Origin of the sequence: Streptomyces sp. NPDC058964 (assembly GCF_042741275.1) — a bacterium.
Lineage (GTDB): Bacteria > Actinomycetota > Actinomycetes > Streptomycetales > Streptomycetaceae > Streptomyces.
Map to the genome: position 1 here is coordinate 1 of NZ_JBHYKH010000199.1, position 14,999 is coordinate 14,999.

13 protein-coding genes and 4 pseudogenes are annotated in these 14,999 nt (G+C 66.0%); 9 read left to right on the forward strand and 8 right to left on the reverse strand.

Annotated elements, in window-relative coordinates:
- Positions 1-103: 103 nt before the first annotated feature.
- Both ACFW2E_RS23615 and ACFW2E_RS23620 read right to left on the reverse strand, forming a co-directional pair.
- Entirely contained in the window at positions 104-559 is a 456-nt protein-coding gene (locus ACFW2E_RS23615; protein WP_384469063.1) for a hypothetical protein, read from the reverse strand.
- Between the two features lie 75 nt (positions 560-634).
- Positions 635-1,636, reverse strand: a pseudogene (locus ACFW2E_RS23620) (IS110 family transposase); the annotation flags it as partial.
- Here ACFW2E_RS23620 and ACFW2E_RS23625 point away from each other — a divergent pair.
- A pseudogene (locus ACFW2E_RS23625) lies at positions 1,623-1,922 on the forward strand (GNAT family N-acetyltransferase); the annotation flags it as partial. The pseudogenes ACFW2E_RS23620 and ACFW2E_RS23625 sit on opposite strands and share 14 nt — an antisense overlap.
- Positions 1,923-2,358: 436 nt before the next feature.
- Complete coding sequence (locus ACFW2E_RS23630; protein WP_384469064.1) at positions 2,359-2,883, forward strand: hypothetical protein; 525 nt, start codon at positions 2,359-2,361, stop codon at positions 2,881-2,883.
- Positions 2,884-3,350: 467 nt separating this feature from the next.
- Here ACFW2E_RS23630 and ACFW2E_RS23635 read toward each other — a convergent pair whose 3' ends face one another.
- Positions 3,351-3,542 carry a hypothetical protein gene (locus tag ACFW2E_RS23635; protein ID WP_384469065.1) on the reverse strand — a complete coding sequence of 64 codons (192 nt, stop codon included), beginning with the start codon at positions 3,540-3,542 and terminating at the stop codon, positions 3,351-3,353.
- A gap of 416 nt (positions 3,543-3,958) precedes the next feature.
- Between ACFW2E_RS23635 and ACFW2E_RS23640 the strand changes: the two genes are divergently transcribed.
- The 4 genes and pseudogenes from ACFW2E_RS23640 to ACFW2E_RS23655 all read left to right on the forward strand — a co-directional run bounded on the left by ACFW2E_RS23640 (position 3,959) and on the right by ACFW2E_RS23655 (position 5,674).
- Positions 3,959-4,177 carry a hypothetical protein gene (locus ACFW2E_RS23640; protein WP_384469066.1) on the forward strand — a complete coding sequence of 73 codons (219 nt, stop codon included), beginning with the start codon at positions 3,959-3,961 and terminating at the stop codon, positions 4,175-4,177.
- Entirely contained in the window at positions 4,174-4,374 is a 201-nt protein-coding gene (locus tag ACFW2E_RS23645) for a hypothetical protein (protein ID WP_384469067.1), read from the forward strand. The genes ACFW2E_RS23640 and ACFW2E_RS23645 overlap by 4 nt, the downstream gene beginning before the upstream one ends.
- Positions 4,375-4,641: 267 nt before the next feature.
- Positions 4,642-4,921: pseudogene (locus ACFW2E_RS23650) on the forward strand (transposase); the annotation flags it as partial.
- Positions 4,922-5,041: 120 nt separating this feature from the next.
- Positions 5,042-5,674 carry an alpha-ketoglutarate-dependent dioxygenase AlkB gene (locus ACFW2E_RS23655; protein WP_384469068.1) on the forward strand — a complete coding sequence of 211 codons (633 nt, stop codon included), beginning with the start codon at positions 5,042-5,044 and terminating at the stop codon, positions 5,672-5,674.
- A gap of 268 nt (positions 5,675-5,942) precedes the next feature.
- Here ACFW2E_RS23655 and ACFW2E_RS23660 read toward each other — a convergent pair whose 3' ends face one another.
- Both ACFW2E_RS23660 and ACFW2E_RS23665 read right to left on the reverse strand, forming a co-directional pair.
- Complete coding sequence (locus tag ACFW2E_RS23660) at positions 5,943-7,499, reverse strand: M4 family metallopeptidase (RefSeq protein ID WP_384469069.1); 1,557 nt, start codon at positions 7,497-7,499, stop codon at positions 5,943-5,945.
- Between the two features lie 579 nt (positions 7,500-8,078).
- Complete coding sequence (locus ACFW2E_RS23665) at positions 8,079-8,726, reverse strand: tetratricopeptide repeat protein (protein WP_384469070.1); 648 nt, start codon at positions 8,724-8,726, stop codon at positions 8,079-8,081.
- 634 nt (positions 8,727-9,360) lie between these two features.
- On the opposite strand from ACFW2E_RS23665, the gene ACFW2E_RS23670 reads away from it, so the two are divergent.
- Positions 9,361-11,514, forward strand: a complete 2,154-nt coding sequence (locus tag ACFW2E_RS23670) for an NACHT domain-containing protein (protein ID WP_384469071.1) — start codon at positions 9,361-9,363, stop codon at positions 11,512-11,514.
- 67 nt (positions 11,515-11,581) lie between these two features.
- On the opposite strand, the gene ACFW2E_RS23675 is transcribed toward ACFW2E_RS23670, so the two are convergent.
- The gene (locus tag ACFW2E_RS23675; protein WP_384469072.1) at positions 11,582-11,752 is read right to left on the reverse strand and encodes a hypothetical protein; all 171 of its coding nucleotides are present in this window, start codon (positions 11,750-11,752) and stop codon (positions 11,582-11,584) included.
- 126 nt (positions 11,753-11,878) lie between these two features.
- Positions 11,879-12,094, reverse strand: coding sequence for a hypothetical protein (locus ACFW2E_RS23680; protein WP_384469073.1), 216 nt, complete (start codon positions 12,092-12,094; stop codon positions 11,879-11,881).
- 651 nt (positions 12,095-12,745) lie between these two features.
- On the opposite strand from ACFW2E_RS23680, the gene ACFW2E_RS23685 reads away from it, so the two are divergent.
- Together ACFW2E_RS23685 and ACFW2E_RS23690 are read left to right on the forward strand one after the other, a co-directional pair.
- Positions 12,746-13,018, forward strand: a complete 273-nt coding sequence (locus ACFW2E_RS23685) for a DUF3761 domain-containing protein (RefSeq protein WP_384469074.1) — start codon at positions 12,746-12,748, stop codon at positions 13,016-13,018.
- 434 nt (positions 13,019-13,452) lie between these two features.
- Complete coding sequence (locus tag ACFW2E_RS23690; RefSeq protein ID WP_384469075.1) at positions 13,453-13,800, forward strand: hypothetical protein; 348 nt, start codon at positions 13,453-13,455, stop codon at positions 13,798-13,800.
- An 853-nt stretch (positions 13,801-14,653) separates the two neighbouring features.
- On the opposite strand, the pseudogene ACFW2E_RS23695 reads toward ACFW2E_RS23690, so the two are convergent.
- Positions 14,654-14,999: pseudogene (locus ACFW2E_RS23695) on the reverse strand (hypothetical protein); the annotation flags it as partial.

The following is a 14,999-nucleotide window of genomic DNA, read 5'->3' on the forward strand; positions in this document are numbered from 1 at the left end:
ACTCAAACGGACCGAGCACCGCAACTGGCTACCACCCGCACCGGACACCGTGACCATCACGCGGCACGGCACAAGCTAAGTCACCGGCATTGGGGTTAGGCAGTCAGAGCCGGAGTTCCGCGAGTACTGGGTTGGCCGCGAGTCTTGGGTACTCAACACTGAGCTGCGTCAGCACGGCTTGTCGGAGGGCCAGCCAGGCGTCCTTGAGATCGACGCGTCCACAGACAGCCTCTGTCGCTGCGTATGTGCATGAGACCCGTACCTCCTCGCCTTCCGGGAGGAGGCTGATCAGCTCAGCGTTCTCCGTGAAGCCGATCGTCGTTCGCTCGCCCCGCTCCAAGTGTTCGAGTGCACCCTTCATCGACCACAGGAAGTCGAAAACGGGCGTCCACGACCACGGCGGGCTCAGCTCGGCCTCGCCGATCGTGAACGTAAGGTCCGACAGGAAGTAGTACCAGCGCAGGTCAGCACGGCTGACGACGGCGAGGTCCACTCCTTCGCGGTTCTCCTGCCCTCGGTCCACGTAGGGGCCGGTCTGGCGGTATTCGATCTTGATCATTTGTCCCCTGTGAGCGGTAGCGCGATGCGACTCCTCATCGTCCGCGACGGGATCGGCGGAGTTTCAGTGACGGGGTCAAGCCGCCTGCGCGGTGGGCGGAACAAGGGTGAAGGCCCGGTTGTCGCGTAGCAGAGCCCACAGGACGCTGGTCCGTCGTCGCGCGAGGGCGATGATGGCCTGGACGTGTTTGCAGCCCTCTCCGCGCTTTTTGAGGTAGTACTCGCGGTTGGGGCCGTCGCGGATGATGCTGGTCTGCGCGGACAGGTAGAAGACTCTGCGCAGGCGGCGGCTGTAGCGCTTGGGCCGGTGCAGGTTCCCGGTTCGGCGGCCGGAATCGCGTGGGACTGGTACGAGTCCGGCTGCTGAGGCCAGGTGGCCGGCGTCGGTGTAGGTGGTCATGTCGCCTGCGGCGACGACGAACTCGGCTCCGAGGATGGGGCCCATGCCGGGCAGGGACTCGATGGTCTCGGCCTGTGGGTGGGTGCGGAAGGTGTCGCGGATCTGCCGGTCCAGGCGCTTGAGCCGGTCGTCCAGGGCCAGGATCTGTGTTGCCGGGTCAGCGACGATCTGTGCGGCGGTCTCCTCGCCGGGCAGTGGGGTCTGCTGGGCCTGGGCCGCTTCCATGGCTGTGGCGGCAACGCTGTCCGCGTCGCGGACACCTCGATTGACCAGCCAGGGCGTCAGGCGGGACAAGCCGCGTCGTCGGAGGGCGGCTGGCGTCTGGTAGCCGGTCAGCAGCACCAGCGCGGCCTTGCGGGCCGAGTAGTCGAAGGCCCGCTCCAGGGCGGGGAACATGCCGGTGAGCACGTCGCGAAGCCGGTTGACCATCCGCACGCGGTCGGTGATCAGGTCGGTGCGGTGAGCGGTCAGGAGCGCGAGGTCAGCGGCCACCTGGGCGGGCACGTCGAGGGTGGCGAAGTCCCGGCGGTGGCGGGCGGTTTCGGCGATGACGTAGGCGTCGCGGGCGTCCGTCTTGGCCTCGCCCCGGTAAGCGCTGGTCATGCGGTTGACGGTGCGGCCAGGCACGTAAACGGCCTGCTGTCCGTGGGCTGCCAGCAACGCCACCGTTGCCCGTGAGTACACCGGGCAGAACCTCGGTGGGCGCCTGCTCGACTGGGCTGGCGGCCGCGCGTACCGTGCGGGCGCTCGGTGGCTGCGACTGGACGCGTGGACGACGAACGAGGGGCTCCAGCGGTACTACCTTGCGCAGGGCTTCACGCACGTTCGGACTGTACTCGAGGGCACTGCGGTAAACGGCGGGCCGCGAGTCTCCGGATGGCTCGCGCAGCGGGCCGCGCGATTGGCGGATCATGGATTCACGGATCGCACGCCGATGCCGAAGCGGCTTCCGTTCGCGGCTTGAGCGAAAGCCAGTGACGTTTTCTTAACGAGTTCCCGTAGCCGCTGCGATCCCGTGCCTTGCAGCAGCGGCGCACAGATTCCTGCTCCCGAGTCATGGGCACCTGAGTCAGGGTCTGAGCAGGCCTGTCCGCCCCGGGGGCACTCTGGCAAGATCTGCAGTCGCGTGCGCATGTGCACTCCCCAAACTGGTTCAGGGCAGGGCGGAAGATGATCAGTTGGCAGCCGACGCGATGGTCTGCGCGGCACTGGGTTCTCCTGGCCGTCGTCCTGGCACTGAGCCCGGTCGTGGCGTCATTTGGCGGTCATCCATGGTGGATATGCGTGGCGGTCATTGCCTGGGTGTCCTTGATGAACCTGCTGCCAGTGGCGGACCTCTCCTCCTGGGTCCGAAAGCGGCAAGCGTCGGCGCACAACGATGGTGACGAGGAGGAGAGCCGTTGAGAAGGGACAAGTCAGCTCCGGCGTGGGCAACCGTCAAGCGGTTCGCTGGTCGGGCAACGGTCGCGGTCGTCTTGGCGCTGGGCAGTGCCGGCTGCGTAACCCAACAGGCTCCCCCGACGGTTGAGGACCCGAGGGCCTGCGAAGGCACCACCGTCGGTCTGGACGTTGTCTCCTCGCGGTTCGGTCTGCACATCCCCGACGACGCTGCGGATCTGCGTTTCCAGGCGGACGTGCATCCGCTCTACGGCGAGTACAGCCTCACCCTCGGCTTCCGAACGACGCGCCCGGGACTTCAGGAGTTCCTAGACTTTTCGAGCTTCCCGAAACTGGTCAAGAGCGACGAAGGCTTGAAGGTCACGCCGGAAGCCCCGGACTGCGCCTCCTGGAAACCGAGCGACGACCTAAAATACGCCCCTTCACCTAAGGCTGAGGAGAAAGTCTTCCACTGGGTGCGCGGAGCGGAAGTCGACTTCGCTGACCCCGAGCATCCCTACATCGCAGTTGTTGCGATGGACGAGTGACGTTTCTCAGCGTTGATCATCGTGGATCGGCGAGCGGGGCGGCATGCCCGGTACGTGCATCACCCTCACGGACGAGGAGGCTGGCGCGGCGTTGCTCAGTTGGCCGGACGAGTCGTAGCCGGTCTCGCCCGGACGTGAGGCGGCTGCGGTCTCAGTCGCGGTCTCGTTCGTGTTGCGATCCGTCCCGTTCCACAGTTGTCCACTCAAGTCCGTGAGGGCGGATGAACAGCGATTTTGGTGTTTCGAGGGACATCCATGGACGCCCCGGACCAAGATGGGACAACTCGTAATGCGTAGACCTGATGGACGCGCCCGCAAGAGCGCCGAGACGAACACGCCCCAGGCGTCAGACGCATGAGGCCTGGGACCCGAGGGCGTGTTGGACGCTCGCTGCTTCTGCTCGCGGGCGGGCAGTACTGGTGCGGATGGATGGGAGACGGGTCTCGCTGCACGCGGGGCTCTTGTCCCTAGCCGTCCTGATCGTCCTGGCTGCTCTTCGAGAAAGGGTGCAGGCCCAGGAGATCCCTGGCTGCCTTCCCACGGGTGCTGGTGGGGCTGATCAGCACGATCAAGACGAGTAGTACGTACGACCCTGCCACGGTGGAGGCAAGGACGAGCGCGGCGCTGGCGCCGCTGCGGAGGCATTCGTAGATAGACATCGATCGCTCGCCAAGCTGCCTTTTCGACGCGCCCGGGGCAGCGTGAGGGCCAGGGAGGGGATCGACTGGGCGCCGAGTCGGTCATGGCCATGAAGAAGGCGATGCAACCTCGGTGATTGAGAGTCATTTGGTCATTCCTTGAGCGGTTAGGCGCCGGTCTGGGGAGGGGGCGTGGGCGGCCTGCCCGCACTCTCGTCCGTGACTCCATTGCGCCCCACCGGGCAGCGTCAGGTCACGGCACGGAAACTCGTGACTTGACAACCGTGAGGCCCGCGCGGCAGCAGCTGGAGCGCCCGTGGGCGACCGGAGCCGGTGGCCATTGGCGTTGTAAGCCTCGACCTGGCGGTAATCGTGGCAGCCGTGCCGCTGTTCGCGCCGGGTTGCCCTGAAATTCGAACACGCGCTCTAATCTGGTCATGCGCCGAGTCGACCACCTCACCGACGCCCAGGAGCGCACCCTAGCCTGCATCCGTGGAGCCATCGCCGAGCGCGGAGAAGCGCCGACGGTCGCGGAGATCGGCCCGGCCGTCGGGATGCGCAGCCGGGCTTCCGTGCACTATCAGCTCGGCGAACTTGAATCGAAGTCGGCGATCGTCCGCGAGCCCGGCCGGCCGCGTGGAATCCGCCTCGCGTGATGGACTCACAGCGCTACCACCTGAGCCTGACCTGCGACGGCCGGCCGATGATGCACGGCTGGTGGGGCGACGAGACGACCGCCCGGCGCAAGTGGACGTCATGGATCGGCAAGCGGGGCGGCGTACCCGGTACGCGCATCACCCTCACCGACGAGGAGGCAGGCGCGGCGCTGGCGAGCTGGCCGGACGAGCCGTAGCCGCTCGCCATCCGGGGCCAGTTTCGGCTTTGACCAGGTCAGCGGCGGCCCAGCTAGCGCCGCACGTCTGCCGCAACCGCACGGCTGGGCCGTCTCTGGGCCGTCCCAGGGTGGCCAGTGACGGCCAATGACGACCAGCATCGACCGCAACTGCGCAGCTCCCGGCGGAGTGCGAAGCAAAGGTGCACCCCGCCGGGTGCACAGTTCGATACCAGGCCAACCGAGATCCAGGAAGCCCTGTTGCCGCAGTTGTACGTGCTCGCGTCGGTGGAGTTCAACTCGGCTGCACCGACATGTGATTGTGTCGGTCACCGGCTCGGGAATGCGGCCGATCACCAGGAACGTGTTCGGCGGTATCCCTCGGACATGACGGACGCGGAGTGGGAAGCGGTCCGCCGTTGCTGCCCGTGCCGGCCTGGCTGGGCGGCCGGGGCGGGCAGTCGGAGGCGTACTGCCACCGGGCGGTGCTGGACGCGATCCGCTACCTCGTGGACAACGGAATCAAGTGGCGGTCATGCCCAGGGACTTCCCGCCATGGGACCGGGTGTAAGTCTTGCCAGATCACCGGCCTGCGGTCTGATCGTTCTGCCTGGACTCCCAGAGTCTCCGGATGCAGCAGGGCCACAGGTCTCGAAGCCGCGTCCCGGGGTTGGCTACTGTTTCGGGCATGTCTGAGACCTCCGGCCAACTCGCCCTTGGCATCGTTCCCCCATCCCGGCCGCAGCCGCGCACCGAGGTGCCGGGACTGCAGTACATAGCCGACTGGCTCACTCCCGACGCCTGCGAGGCCCTGCTCTCGGACATCGACACCGCGACGTGGTCGGCGCAGTTGAAACGCCGGGTGCAGCACTACGGCCATCGGTACGACTACGACCGCCGCAGCGTGACCGCCGATCGGCAGGCAGCCGCACCACCACTTCCGGCCTGGGCCCAAGAGGCGGCCGCCCGCCTCACACATGAGGGCCTGATGGACAAGGAGGCGGAGCAGGTCATCGTCAACGAGTACCGACCGGGTCAGGGAATCAGCGCCCACGTCGACTGCCTACCCTGCTTCGGCCCGGCCATCGCCGCGATCTCGCTGGGCTCCAGCTGCCATATGGACTTCACCAACCCCGAGGACGGCACGAAACTGGCAGTGCCGCTCGCACCCGGCAGCCTGCTCGTCATGACCGGCCCGGCCCGCTTCACCTGGCGCCATGCCATCGCCGCGCGCAAAAGTGACCCCGGAACGACAGGTCGTGTCCCACGCGGGCGACGCGTGTCAGTGACCTTCCGTACCCTGCTGCATTCCGGCCAGTAGTTCGGACATTCGCCGTCCTGCTGACAATGGTGGACCGTCTGGTCCCGGACGGGTTTTGGGAGTTGTTCCAGCGGTTGGTGGCCCCGAACACCGGTGCGCCTACAGGGCGGGGCCGGGGTCAGATCTGGTCGAACAATCCACAGGAGAGGCTGAACAAGGAAATCAGGCGCCGCACGTTGCGCTTCCTCGCAGCCAAGAATAATCAGGGGTTCCGGATCACCGGGAGTGATTCGGAACCCCCGAGTAAAGGCCAGAGCCTACGGATTGGCTACGCCACGTTGACCGCGCTCCAGGCGGCCGCCACGGCCTTCACCTCGGCGCCGTCCGCGCCGTACAGGTCGCCGGCCGCCTTCAGGGTCGCTTCACGGGCGGCCTTGTAGTCGGTCGTCGAGGTCATGTAGGCGGTGAGCGCCTTGTACCAGATCTTGTACGCCTTGTCCCGACCGATCCCAGTGACCGTCGAACCGTTCGACGTCGGAGAGTCGTACTCGACACCGTTGACCGTCTTCTTGCCGCTGCCCTCGGACAGCAGGTAGAAGAAGTGGTTCGCGATGCCGGAGGAGTAGTGGACGTCCAGGTCCCCGGCGCCCTGCTTCCAGGCATCCAGCGAGTTGCCGTCCTTGCTGGGCTTGTCCATGTAGCGCAGCGGCGCGCCGTTGCCGTTGATGTCGAGCTTCTCGCCGATGAGGTAGTCGCCGACGTCTTCCTTGTTGTTGGCGAAGAACTCGACCGAGGTACCGAAGATGTCGCTGGTCGCCTCGTTGAGCCCGCCCGACTCTCCGCTGTACTCCAGCTTGGCGGTGCGCGAGGTCAGACCGTGGCTCATCTCGTGGCCGGCCACATCGAGAGAGGTCAGGGGCTTCTTGTTCCCCTCGCCGTCGCCGTACGTCATGCAGAAGCAGCCGTCGTCCCAGAACGCGTTGACGTACGCGTTGCCGTAGTGAACCCGGGAGTACGCGGCCTTGCCATCGCCGCCGATGCCGTCGCGGCCGAGCTCCTTCTTGTAGAAGTCCCAGGTCATCGCGGCGCCGTAGGCGGCGTCCACGGCAGCGGTCTGCGGGTCGTCGCTCTTGCCATTGCCCCACTTGTCGTCGTCGTCCTTGACGATGTCGCCAGTACCGCTCTCGCCCTGGTGCAGGTCGTAGGTCTTGTGGCCGCCGCGGTCGGCGTCGGTGAGCTCGAAGCCCGAACCCGTCTTGGTGCTGGAGAGCGGGACCTCGCCGCTGTACTGGCTGGTGCCGGTGCCGGCCTCGATGGCCTGGTAGCGGTACAGCTTCTTGCCCGTGGTGGCGTCGGTGATGACGTGCAGCCGGCTGGGGGTGCCGTCCTTCTGGACACCCGTCTTGACGGTCTCGAAGGCGAGCACGGGATTGCCCTTGCCGCCGGCCCAGATCACCTTTCGGGCACCAGCCGCCGCCTTGAGGGTGGCGGTGGTGGTCGCTACTGATATGCGAGCGTTGCTGGCCTTGGTGACGCCCTTGAGCTTGCCGTCCTTGGCGGTGTGGGTGACGAGGTCGCCGCCGAGTACGGGCAGTCCGGCGTAGGTGCGGTCGTACCGGGTGTGCACCGTGCCGTCGGCGTCCTTGATGACGTCACGCACGATCAGCTTTTCCTTGGCACCCAGTCCGAGACTTCGGGCGGCCGACGCTGCTTCGGTCTGCGCGGCCTTGACGGCCGCGACGCGGTCGAACGCCCCGTGGCCCTGGGTGGTGGCCTCGACTCGTTCGGGGGTGGCCTGCGCCGCACCAGCCTGTGCCGCGATCACGGCTGCGGCAGCCAGGGCCACAAGGGCGGCGGTAGGCCGGGTGTTTGCATGGAGGGTCATGCGGTCTCCATCGATCGATCCTGTGGGGGGATGCGAAGAGCGTGACACCTGGCGGGAGAAGTTGACAGGACACGGACACGTACCTCACAACTCCTCGACATTTTCCGTCCGCTTATGATGATGGAGTGTTCGATAGTCGGCCGAGTTTGACTCAGCATCAGCCGGACCCAGGCGGGTTCTGGCCTGCGGAGCACGAACTCAACCGGGTCATTCCAGCTCCGCATACACCGTTGGGTATGCGCGAGCCTGCACTGGGCTTCCCACAGCGCTCGCCAATCCGACGTCCTCGCAAAGGCCGTACGCCAATAGCCACTGCTCTGCTGCCAAGTCGGAGGTTTCCAACGCTCGCAGAGAGGTCTCCTGTCTCAACGATGGTCCCGGCGTGTGCAGGGGCGGTCGGCCGCCGTAGTTCGACGAGACCGACTACCGCGAGCGCCACGCGGTCGGATGCGGCATCAACCGCCTCAAGCGCCACCGGGCCGTGGCCACCAGGTACGACAAACTTGCCGTCCGCTACGAGGCGACCGTGCTGGTCGCAGTTCTCAACGAGTGGCTTTGACCAGCACTTGTCCATAGAACCTAAGGGCGGATGAGCGTGCGGGCATGCGCGATCCACCCCAACACGGCCCTGGCACCACACCCCTGGGCGACCGACTCGGCCTCATCGTGGTGGTCGAGCGCCGCCGATCGGTCGCCGGTCTCGGCCGAGAGGTAGGCCAGTGCCACCAGGCCGGCCGCTTCCCCGGGCCGGAAACCGATCTCCCGGCGCAGCGTCACCGATTCGGTCAACCGCTCGCGGGCCTGACGGAACCGGCCTGCGTCCTTGTCGGCAAAGCCGAGATGGCGTATCGCGTAGGACATCGTCATCCGGTCGTCGACGGATTTCGCCAGCGTGTATGACCGGTCGAAGTACGGCCTGCCGGTGGCGCCATCGCCCTTGACCACCTGATGCCAGCAGCCGACCCAGAACAACGCGTCCGCCTCACCCGACGCGTCCCCGAGACGCTGGTACAACTCGGCCGCGCGCTCGAACAGCACCAGTTCCTGGCTGTTCTCTTCGCGGTCGTTCAGGAAGCGGACGTGCAACACTTTTCCCCGCGCCATGGAAAGGGGTGCCTCGATCGCGTCCAGCGCGTCATCGGACCGATCCAGCGCGGACGTGTCCCCGCCGAACATCGCCGCTTCGAACAGCTCTCCCGCACGTTCGATCCAGCCCTGCCCCGGCATGCCCTGCCCCTCCCCGTTGGACGATTCGCCTGCTGAGGTTATCTCCGCCCTCCCGCCGGGACTCGGCAATTTCCGAGGGCAGCCCTCAAGCACCCCATCGCCCACGACCTTGGGGAGTGCCCGGGGCGAGGTCCCGAGCTGTCAGCCTGCGGTGACGACCTGTCCAGCTTTCGGGTTCAGGCGTCTTTGACTGGGCGAACGCGTCCAGTTGACTGGGCGAACGCGTCCAGTTGACTGGGCGAACGCGTCCAGGCGTCCGCGGCCTTCCCAACAGGCCCCAGTCGAGGCAGTGGTGCAAGCAAGGTGCTCAGCGTTCACGTCTCAGGGCGGTCAGCTTCCCGGCCAGGAACCACAGAACTTCACTGGACAGACCGAGTCCCGATGCGCGGACAAGCAGACGAAGCTCCGGCCGGACAGGTCGATCTTGATCCACAACCCAACTACCAGGAGCTCCGCCCCTTTCCACACCCCACCTGCCCCTCACTCCAACTCGCCTACCGACTCAGCCGGCTTGAAAACGGTCCATTGGCTGCCTTTGGGACCAGGATTGGGATTCAATTGAGCCATGAGCATCGGAACGGGGTCTCAACGACGAGCGGGGCGCCTCTTGTTAAGACTGGGACTCACGGTCCTCGTGGGCGTCCTGGTGTACACAGTGGTGTGGACCGTTGTAGTGGGAAGAGGCTCGACGGACCTCGCGCTCACAGCTTCGCTCCTGGGCCTGCTGGTGAGCGCCCTTTCGATTGTCGTCGCTCTGATCCAGATGGCGGTCGCGGCCCGCCCGGATCTCAGCATGGAAGGATTGAAAAGCGCCGCGGACAACCTGGCTTCATCCGTCAACACTCTGGAGAGTGAGCAACGTACGCGCTGGCTGGGAGGGGATGTGATTCCGATCGATGTGGAATTCTTCGACGCCCCTGGTTTCGGGCGTCGTCCGGCCAACGCAGCTGCTACGGGCACTCTGGAGACCGTCCACTCGTATTACCGGGATCTGGTCCCTCGAAGGCTGCTCATAACAGGCGCCGGCGGCTCGGGGAAAACAGTCCTGGCTGTCGAACTGCTGTTGCTCATGCTCGCCGATAGGGAACCTGGAGGACCGGTGCCGGTGCGGTTTTCCCTTTCGGACTGGGATGTGGGAGATTCACTGGGTACCTGGCTTTCGAGACGGATTTCCAGTGATTTCAGGGTCCAATTCTCTGTGGCGAGAAAACTTGTCGAGACCGGACTGGTGGTCCCCATTCTGGATGGTCTGGATGAAATGTCCTCCCAGGGCGCGAACCGTACGGCCCGTGCCGTTACTGCTGTGACCTCCATCAATGAATTCAGACTGGGGAGGGAGGGCGCACCGCTGGTCATCACGAGCCGTGAGGATCTTGTCGACGACCTGGCTGCAAGTCATGGAGTGCAGATCCTGGATGTGGAACGGGTCATCGTGCAGCCGTTGACCGCGAGCCAGGTGGCGAGCTACCTCGAGCGGCGCTTCCGCCATCACGCGGACAAGTGGCGCGGCGTGCTCGATCGCCTTGCGGCCGAACCTCAAGGCGTGCTCGCCCAGGCCCTTTCCACCCCCTGGCGCCTCACGTTGGCCTCCACCGCCTATAGTCAGAACGCCGCCCAGACTCCCGACGAATTGATGTCGGAGAGTACGGACGACGGGATTGGCTCGCACCTGATGGCGCGTTATCTCGAGGTCGTCACCAGGATCCATCCGAGGACAAATGGAAGGACGTATCAGTCACGCCGGGTCATCACGTGGCTGGGAAACATGGCGGTGCACCTCAACCGCGCCGGCAGCTCGGACATACGACCGCACGAGCTCTGGAACCTTTCGGGTCGCAGGGCGTCACTGGTGGCCGAATCTATCATTATTTCCGTACCCACGGCCTCTCTGGCATACCTGGCCTGTGTGATATTGAAACTTCCCGTCTCGACATGGATACTCGTCCCCGCGTATGCCGTAGGGGCGCTCATCGCATACGATGTTGCGGATCATGGCACACGTGAGCCGCAATACATTTCGTGGCGACGGTTACTACACCGGCAGGGAGCTCGAGCTGTACTGTTGATGGCTGCCGCGGTATTCACCCTGCTATTCGCTGGCGAACTGTTCATTTTTCATATCTTTAAGATATATCCTTTCAGTGTGGGAATCGACCGGCAGCCCTATGACCTCCTGGCGTCGCTTGCACTGCAAGGGCTCCTTGCCGCGGCGTTCACGCCGCTCGCGTATGCAAAACTCTTCGCGGACGGATCCGACTTCGATGGCACGGATCCGATGATGCAGATAAAGGGCGAGCTTCAGGGAAACATTGGGGCCGGGCTTGTTGCAGGCGCATATCTGGGTCTCTTCGTGAAACTGCCGCACGACTTTCCGCATGTGCTGGCCTCGGCGTCCGGACGCCTACGGGAGGATCGCGTCAGAAATCTCAATTCGCATAAGATGTTTTCGGGTGCGGCCGCATGGATCGACGAGAAGGCGTCCGAATTTATTGAGAAGTGGGCAATTCCGCACTTTTCCCGCATTCCGGAAGGCTTTCCTGCACGGTGGCCCGCGATCGTGGCCTGGACGATGTTGGCCGGAATCGTTTTCGCGTTTTTGTCGACTCACCCCAGCCGCCGGTACATGGCCATGCGCATAGTGAGCTGGAGCGCCCTGCCGCTCCGGCTCTCGTCCTTCTTTTCGTGGAGCTATCACGCCGGACTGCTGCGCAAGTCGGGCGGCGCGTTTCAGTTTCGGCACCGTGAGCTGCAGGAATGGTTTGCCGACCAGGTGAGGCCACATGCGTAGTGGTCAGGTCAGCCGGCAAGCAGGACTTCGGACACCGTTTCTTTTGGTGTAGCTGGGGCTGTTGGTGCTACTTGTCAGCCCATCCGGCGGCGTTCGAGTAGGACTCGTAGGAGTAGCGGGTGCTGCGATCCCACCCGAGGCTGTCGTGGGTGTTGGCGGCGGAGATTCCCAGAGACGGAGGCAGTCCGTTCCGGTCAGGGGCGGCCGCTGTCACGAAGGTCATCGTCCACAGCCCCATCACCAGCCCCTTCGGTGTCGCGGCGCCCAGCCACCGTAGGGGCTGCGCGCCACAACACCCGTCTCATCTCCCCTGCCCCGCCCAAAGCGCCGACGCAGGCACGCATGCCGACGACAAGCAGCCAGGCTATGCGGCGGGCGTAGCGGCCGTGGTCGGGCGGGCCGCGATTCGCATCCGCTCGCCGTCGTACTCCACCGCCTCGCCCGGCAGGATCAGCAGCCCCTCCTCCCCGTCCTGCCAGGCTTCCCCGATCCGCCGTATCAGGGCGGTCGGCCCGCGCGAACCGGCCATGTACACCGTCGGATCGACCTCCCACCCGCGCACCCGAAGCCACAACTCCAAAGCAGCAGAGTCAGCACTGCCCGCACCCCGCGGCCACACGTACCTACTCGTCACGACGTCCCCCCGTCCGCGAACCGATCAGCGCGACGATCCTGCCACCGACCTCTGACACCCAGCCACGCCCGCCCTCACGGCCGAGCACCCACGGACCACGAACCGCAGCCCTGCAGACGCACACACAAGGCATTCGAAGGCGTCGCCGCGCGGTGACGCCTTCGAAACAGCGGCAGCACTTGCTAGTACGCGCTGAACGCTGTGGCGGGCTTCACTCTCGGGGCCCGCGCGACTCGCCTGGATCGACGGCCGTGCGGCCGACACCACTGCATCTGGCGGCAGGGCCAGCCGCCTCGGCAACGATTGCTGCTGCTCGTCGGGCCGTTGCGATATGAGGGATCCGCGAGACCAACACGAGGGCCGCCCTAAACTGGTCGAAGGTTCAATTGTCGGCACAGGCCGCATGGGCCGACGTGGTCGACGAGTGCCTTGTAGGCCTGGGTTCGGGCACGCTGGGTCGTACGGCTTCCCCAAGGCCCTCGAAGAGGCTGTCATCCCCACAGCTGACCACCTCGTCTCACAGGTACCGGCCGGTAAGCCACTCGAACCGCTATAGGCTCCCTCCACACTTGCTCCACATCAAAAGGGGGGATCCTTTTGCGCGCCCGAATCGCTGCCTCAGTCATAGCCGTCGCCCTCGCCGGCGTCTTCTTCAGCGCCCCGACCGCATCCGCGTCGACGACGCTGCCGTCCACCAACACAGCCCGACACTGCGTCCACCACACCACCGGGCTGTGCGGCTGGACCCATCACAAGAAGCCGAAGGACAAGTACGAGACGGCGAAGTGCAAGGACGCTTCGCTGTCCTACTCGCGGCACTCGCAGGGCACTTGCTCCCACCACCACGGCGTCCAGTACTGGTTCAAGTAGACCGCCTCACCGCAGGCGGCCCCTCCCATGGCGGAGCCGCCTGCGGCACTCATGGCCTGACACAAGCACGGCCAAGGGCAGGTCGCAGCACGCCGTGAACGCGTCGGCGGTCCGCGCCAACCATGCTTCGCCAGGACGGGACGGGACTGCGGGTCGGCGCCACTTGCACACCCTGTTCACGCTCATTCCCTGGTCGTGGGCGATCGCCGCATCGGGACTACCACCCCAGCAGCCGCCAGCACGATCCTGGCCCGCAGGGCGGCCCGGGCCTCGGCCCGGCCTGAGCCAACGGTCTGCTCCAGTCTCACGCACACCGCCTGATCCAGCTCCACCTGCACTGCGTGCGTCCGTGCCATGCCGACCGCCCTTCGCCCCGTGCCCCACTGGCAGGAGTGGATCACGCAGACGTCGGCGGGATCAGGCACGATGGCCTCATGCCGAAGAGCCCGCCCCAGCCAATGAAGGACAACCTCCGGCAGCGCCTGGACGACTATGGCCGCTCGCGCTGGCAGTTGAGCGGAGTCGACGTGAGATTCCGTGGAGCCTTCGCCAACGTCGAATGCCGTCTCCCCGGCGGCGCATACGTACCACTGTGCCGCCTTCGCTTTGGCGGCGTCCTGCATACCTGGGGCTTCGCGGTCTACCTCGCCAGCAAGGGCACCTACCACGACAGCCTCCTGCCCAGCGGCTTTCCCGTCGGCTCACCTGAGGAAGCACTCGACTGCGCATGCAACCTCTACCTCAGTGACCCCGATGCCCTCACGACACCCTCAACGAACTGACGCGGTGCAGCATCAGTACCGATCTGCTGGTTGAACGTCAGCCAGGCCTCCCGAGGAGCACACCGGTCTGCGGGACGATCTGCCTCCCGTCAGCAACCTGGTTTTCGCAGATCGAGGTCCGAGTCATATGGACCACGCCGCGCTCCTGGCCTTCGCAGCAGGTCGCTCCGGCCGCAGCGGCCGCCTCGGCTATCCTCTTGGGGATCTTTGACGGAACGGCAGGCTCCATGCACAGCACTGCCGACTTCTTCTGAGCCGCTGAGCGTTCCCTGATCTGGCCACAGGAGACAGGCCTCTGGGCCGGCTTGTGCGGCCGGACAAACTACGCCGAACGACTGAGTCGGCGTTCACCCCCGATGAAGCGATCTCCGTCGGTTCCAGAGGCGCCATGCCGACGGCCGCAGCTGCGCTGCTGCCGCTGACAATGAGGCCGAGCGGATATCGCCAAGTGGACTCGCATGCCGTCGAGCTGGCGCCCGGTCAGCCGCTGCCGAAACCCGGAGCGCCGGAGCCGCTGTGCGTCGGCCCGTGCACCGGCTGCCGCCTGGCGGTGTGCGGCGACGGCCAGTGCTCCGACGGGGACTGATCGGTCGCGCTGGTCACGGCCAGCGGCGGCCCCTGTCTGACCTGGGCAGGGTGGCGCCTTACCTACAGCACCCGTGCGGCGCGTTCTTCTCGAAGGCCTCGTCGGCCTCGCGGTAGCCGCGCATCACCTTCGAGCCGGCGGCTCGTCCGCCCTGCTTCTCCATGACGGCGTCGGGGTTGCCGGCGCGGGAGGACTCTGTGACCAGGCACGGACCACCTGGACATTCTGTGGGTGCCCGCGCGCGAGGGGGGGGGGGGCGCGGGGGGGTCAATTTCTTTGCTCCTGCTCACCCCCCCCCGGGGCGGTGAGGACGATCGCGGCGGCGGCGGCCAGGGCGAGGGCGAGGCTCGGGGTGAGCAGGCGCCGCCATGTCGGCCGGGTTGCCGTGACCGGGTGGCGAGTTGCGGCTGGGCGGCGCTTCGAGGCCGACCGGCCGGCGGTCCGGCGAGGCGGAGCCGTGTGCGGGAAGCGGCGCCGCGCCCACCGCACGCACGGTGCCAGCAGCAGGATCGTCAGAGGTACGCCGGTGAGTGCGATGCCCGTGACGAAGGACTGGTTCTTGCGGTCGGACGGGCCGATGTACATCTCCTCGGGCCCGTAGCCGTCCCGGAGC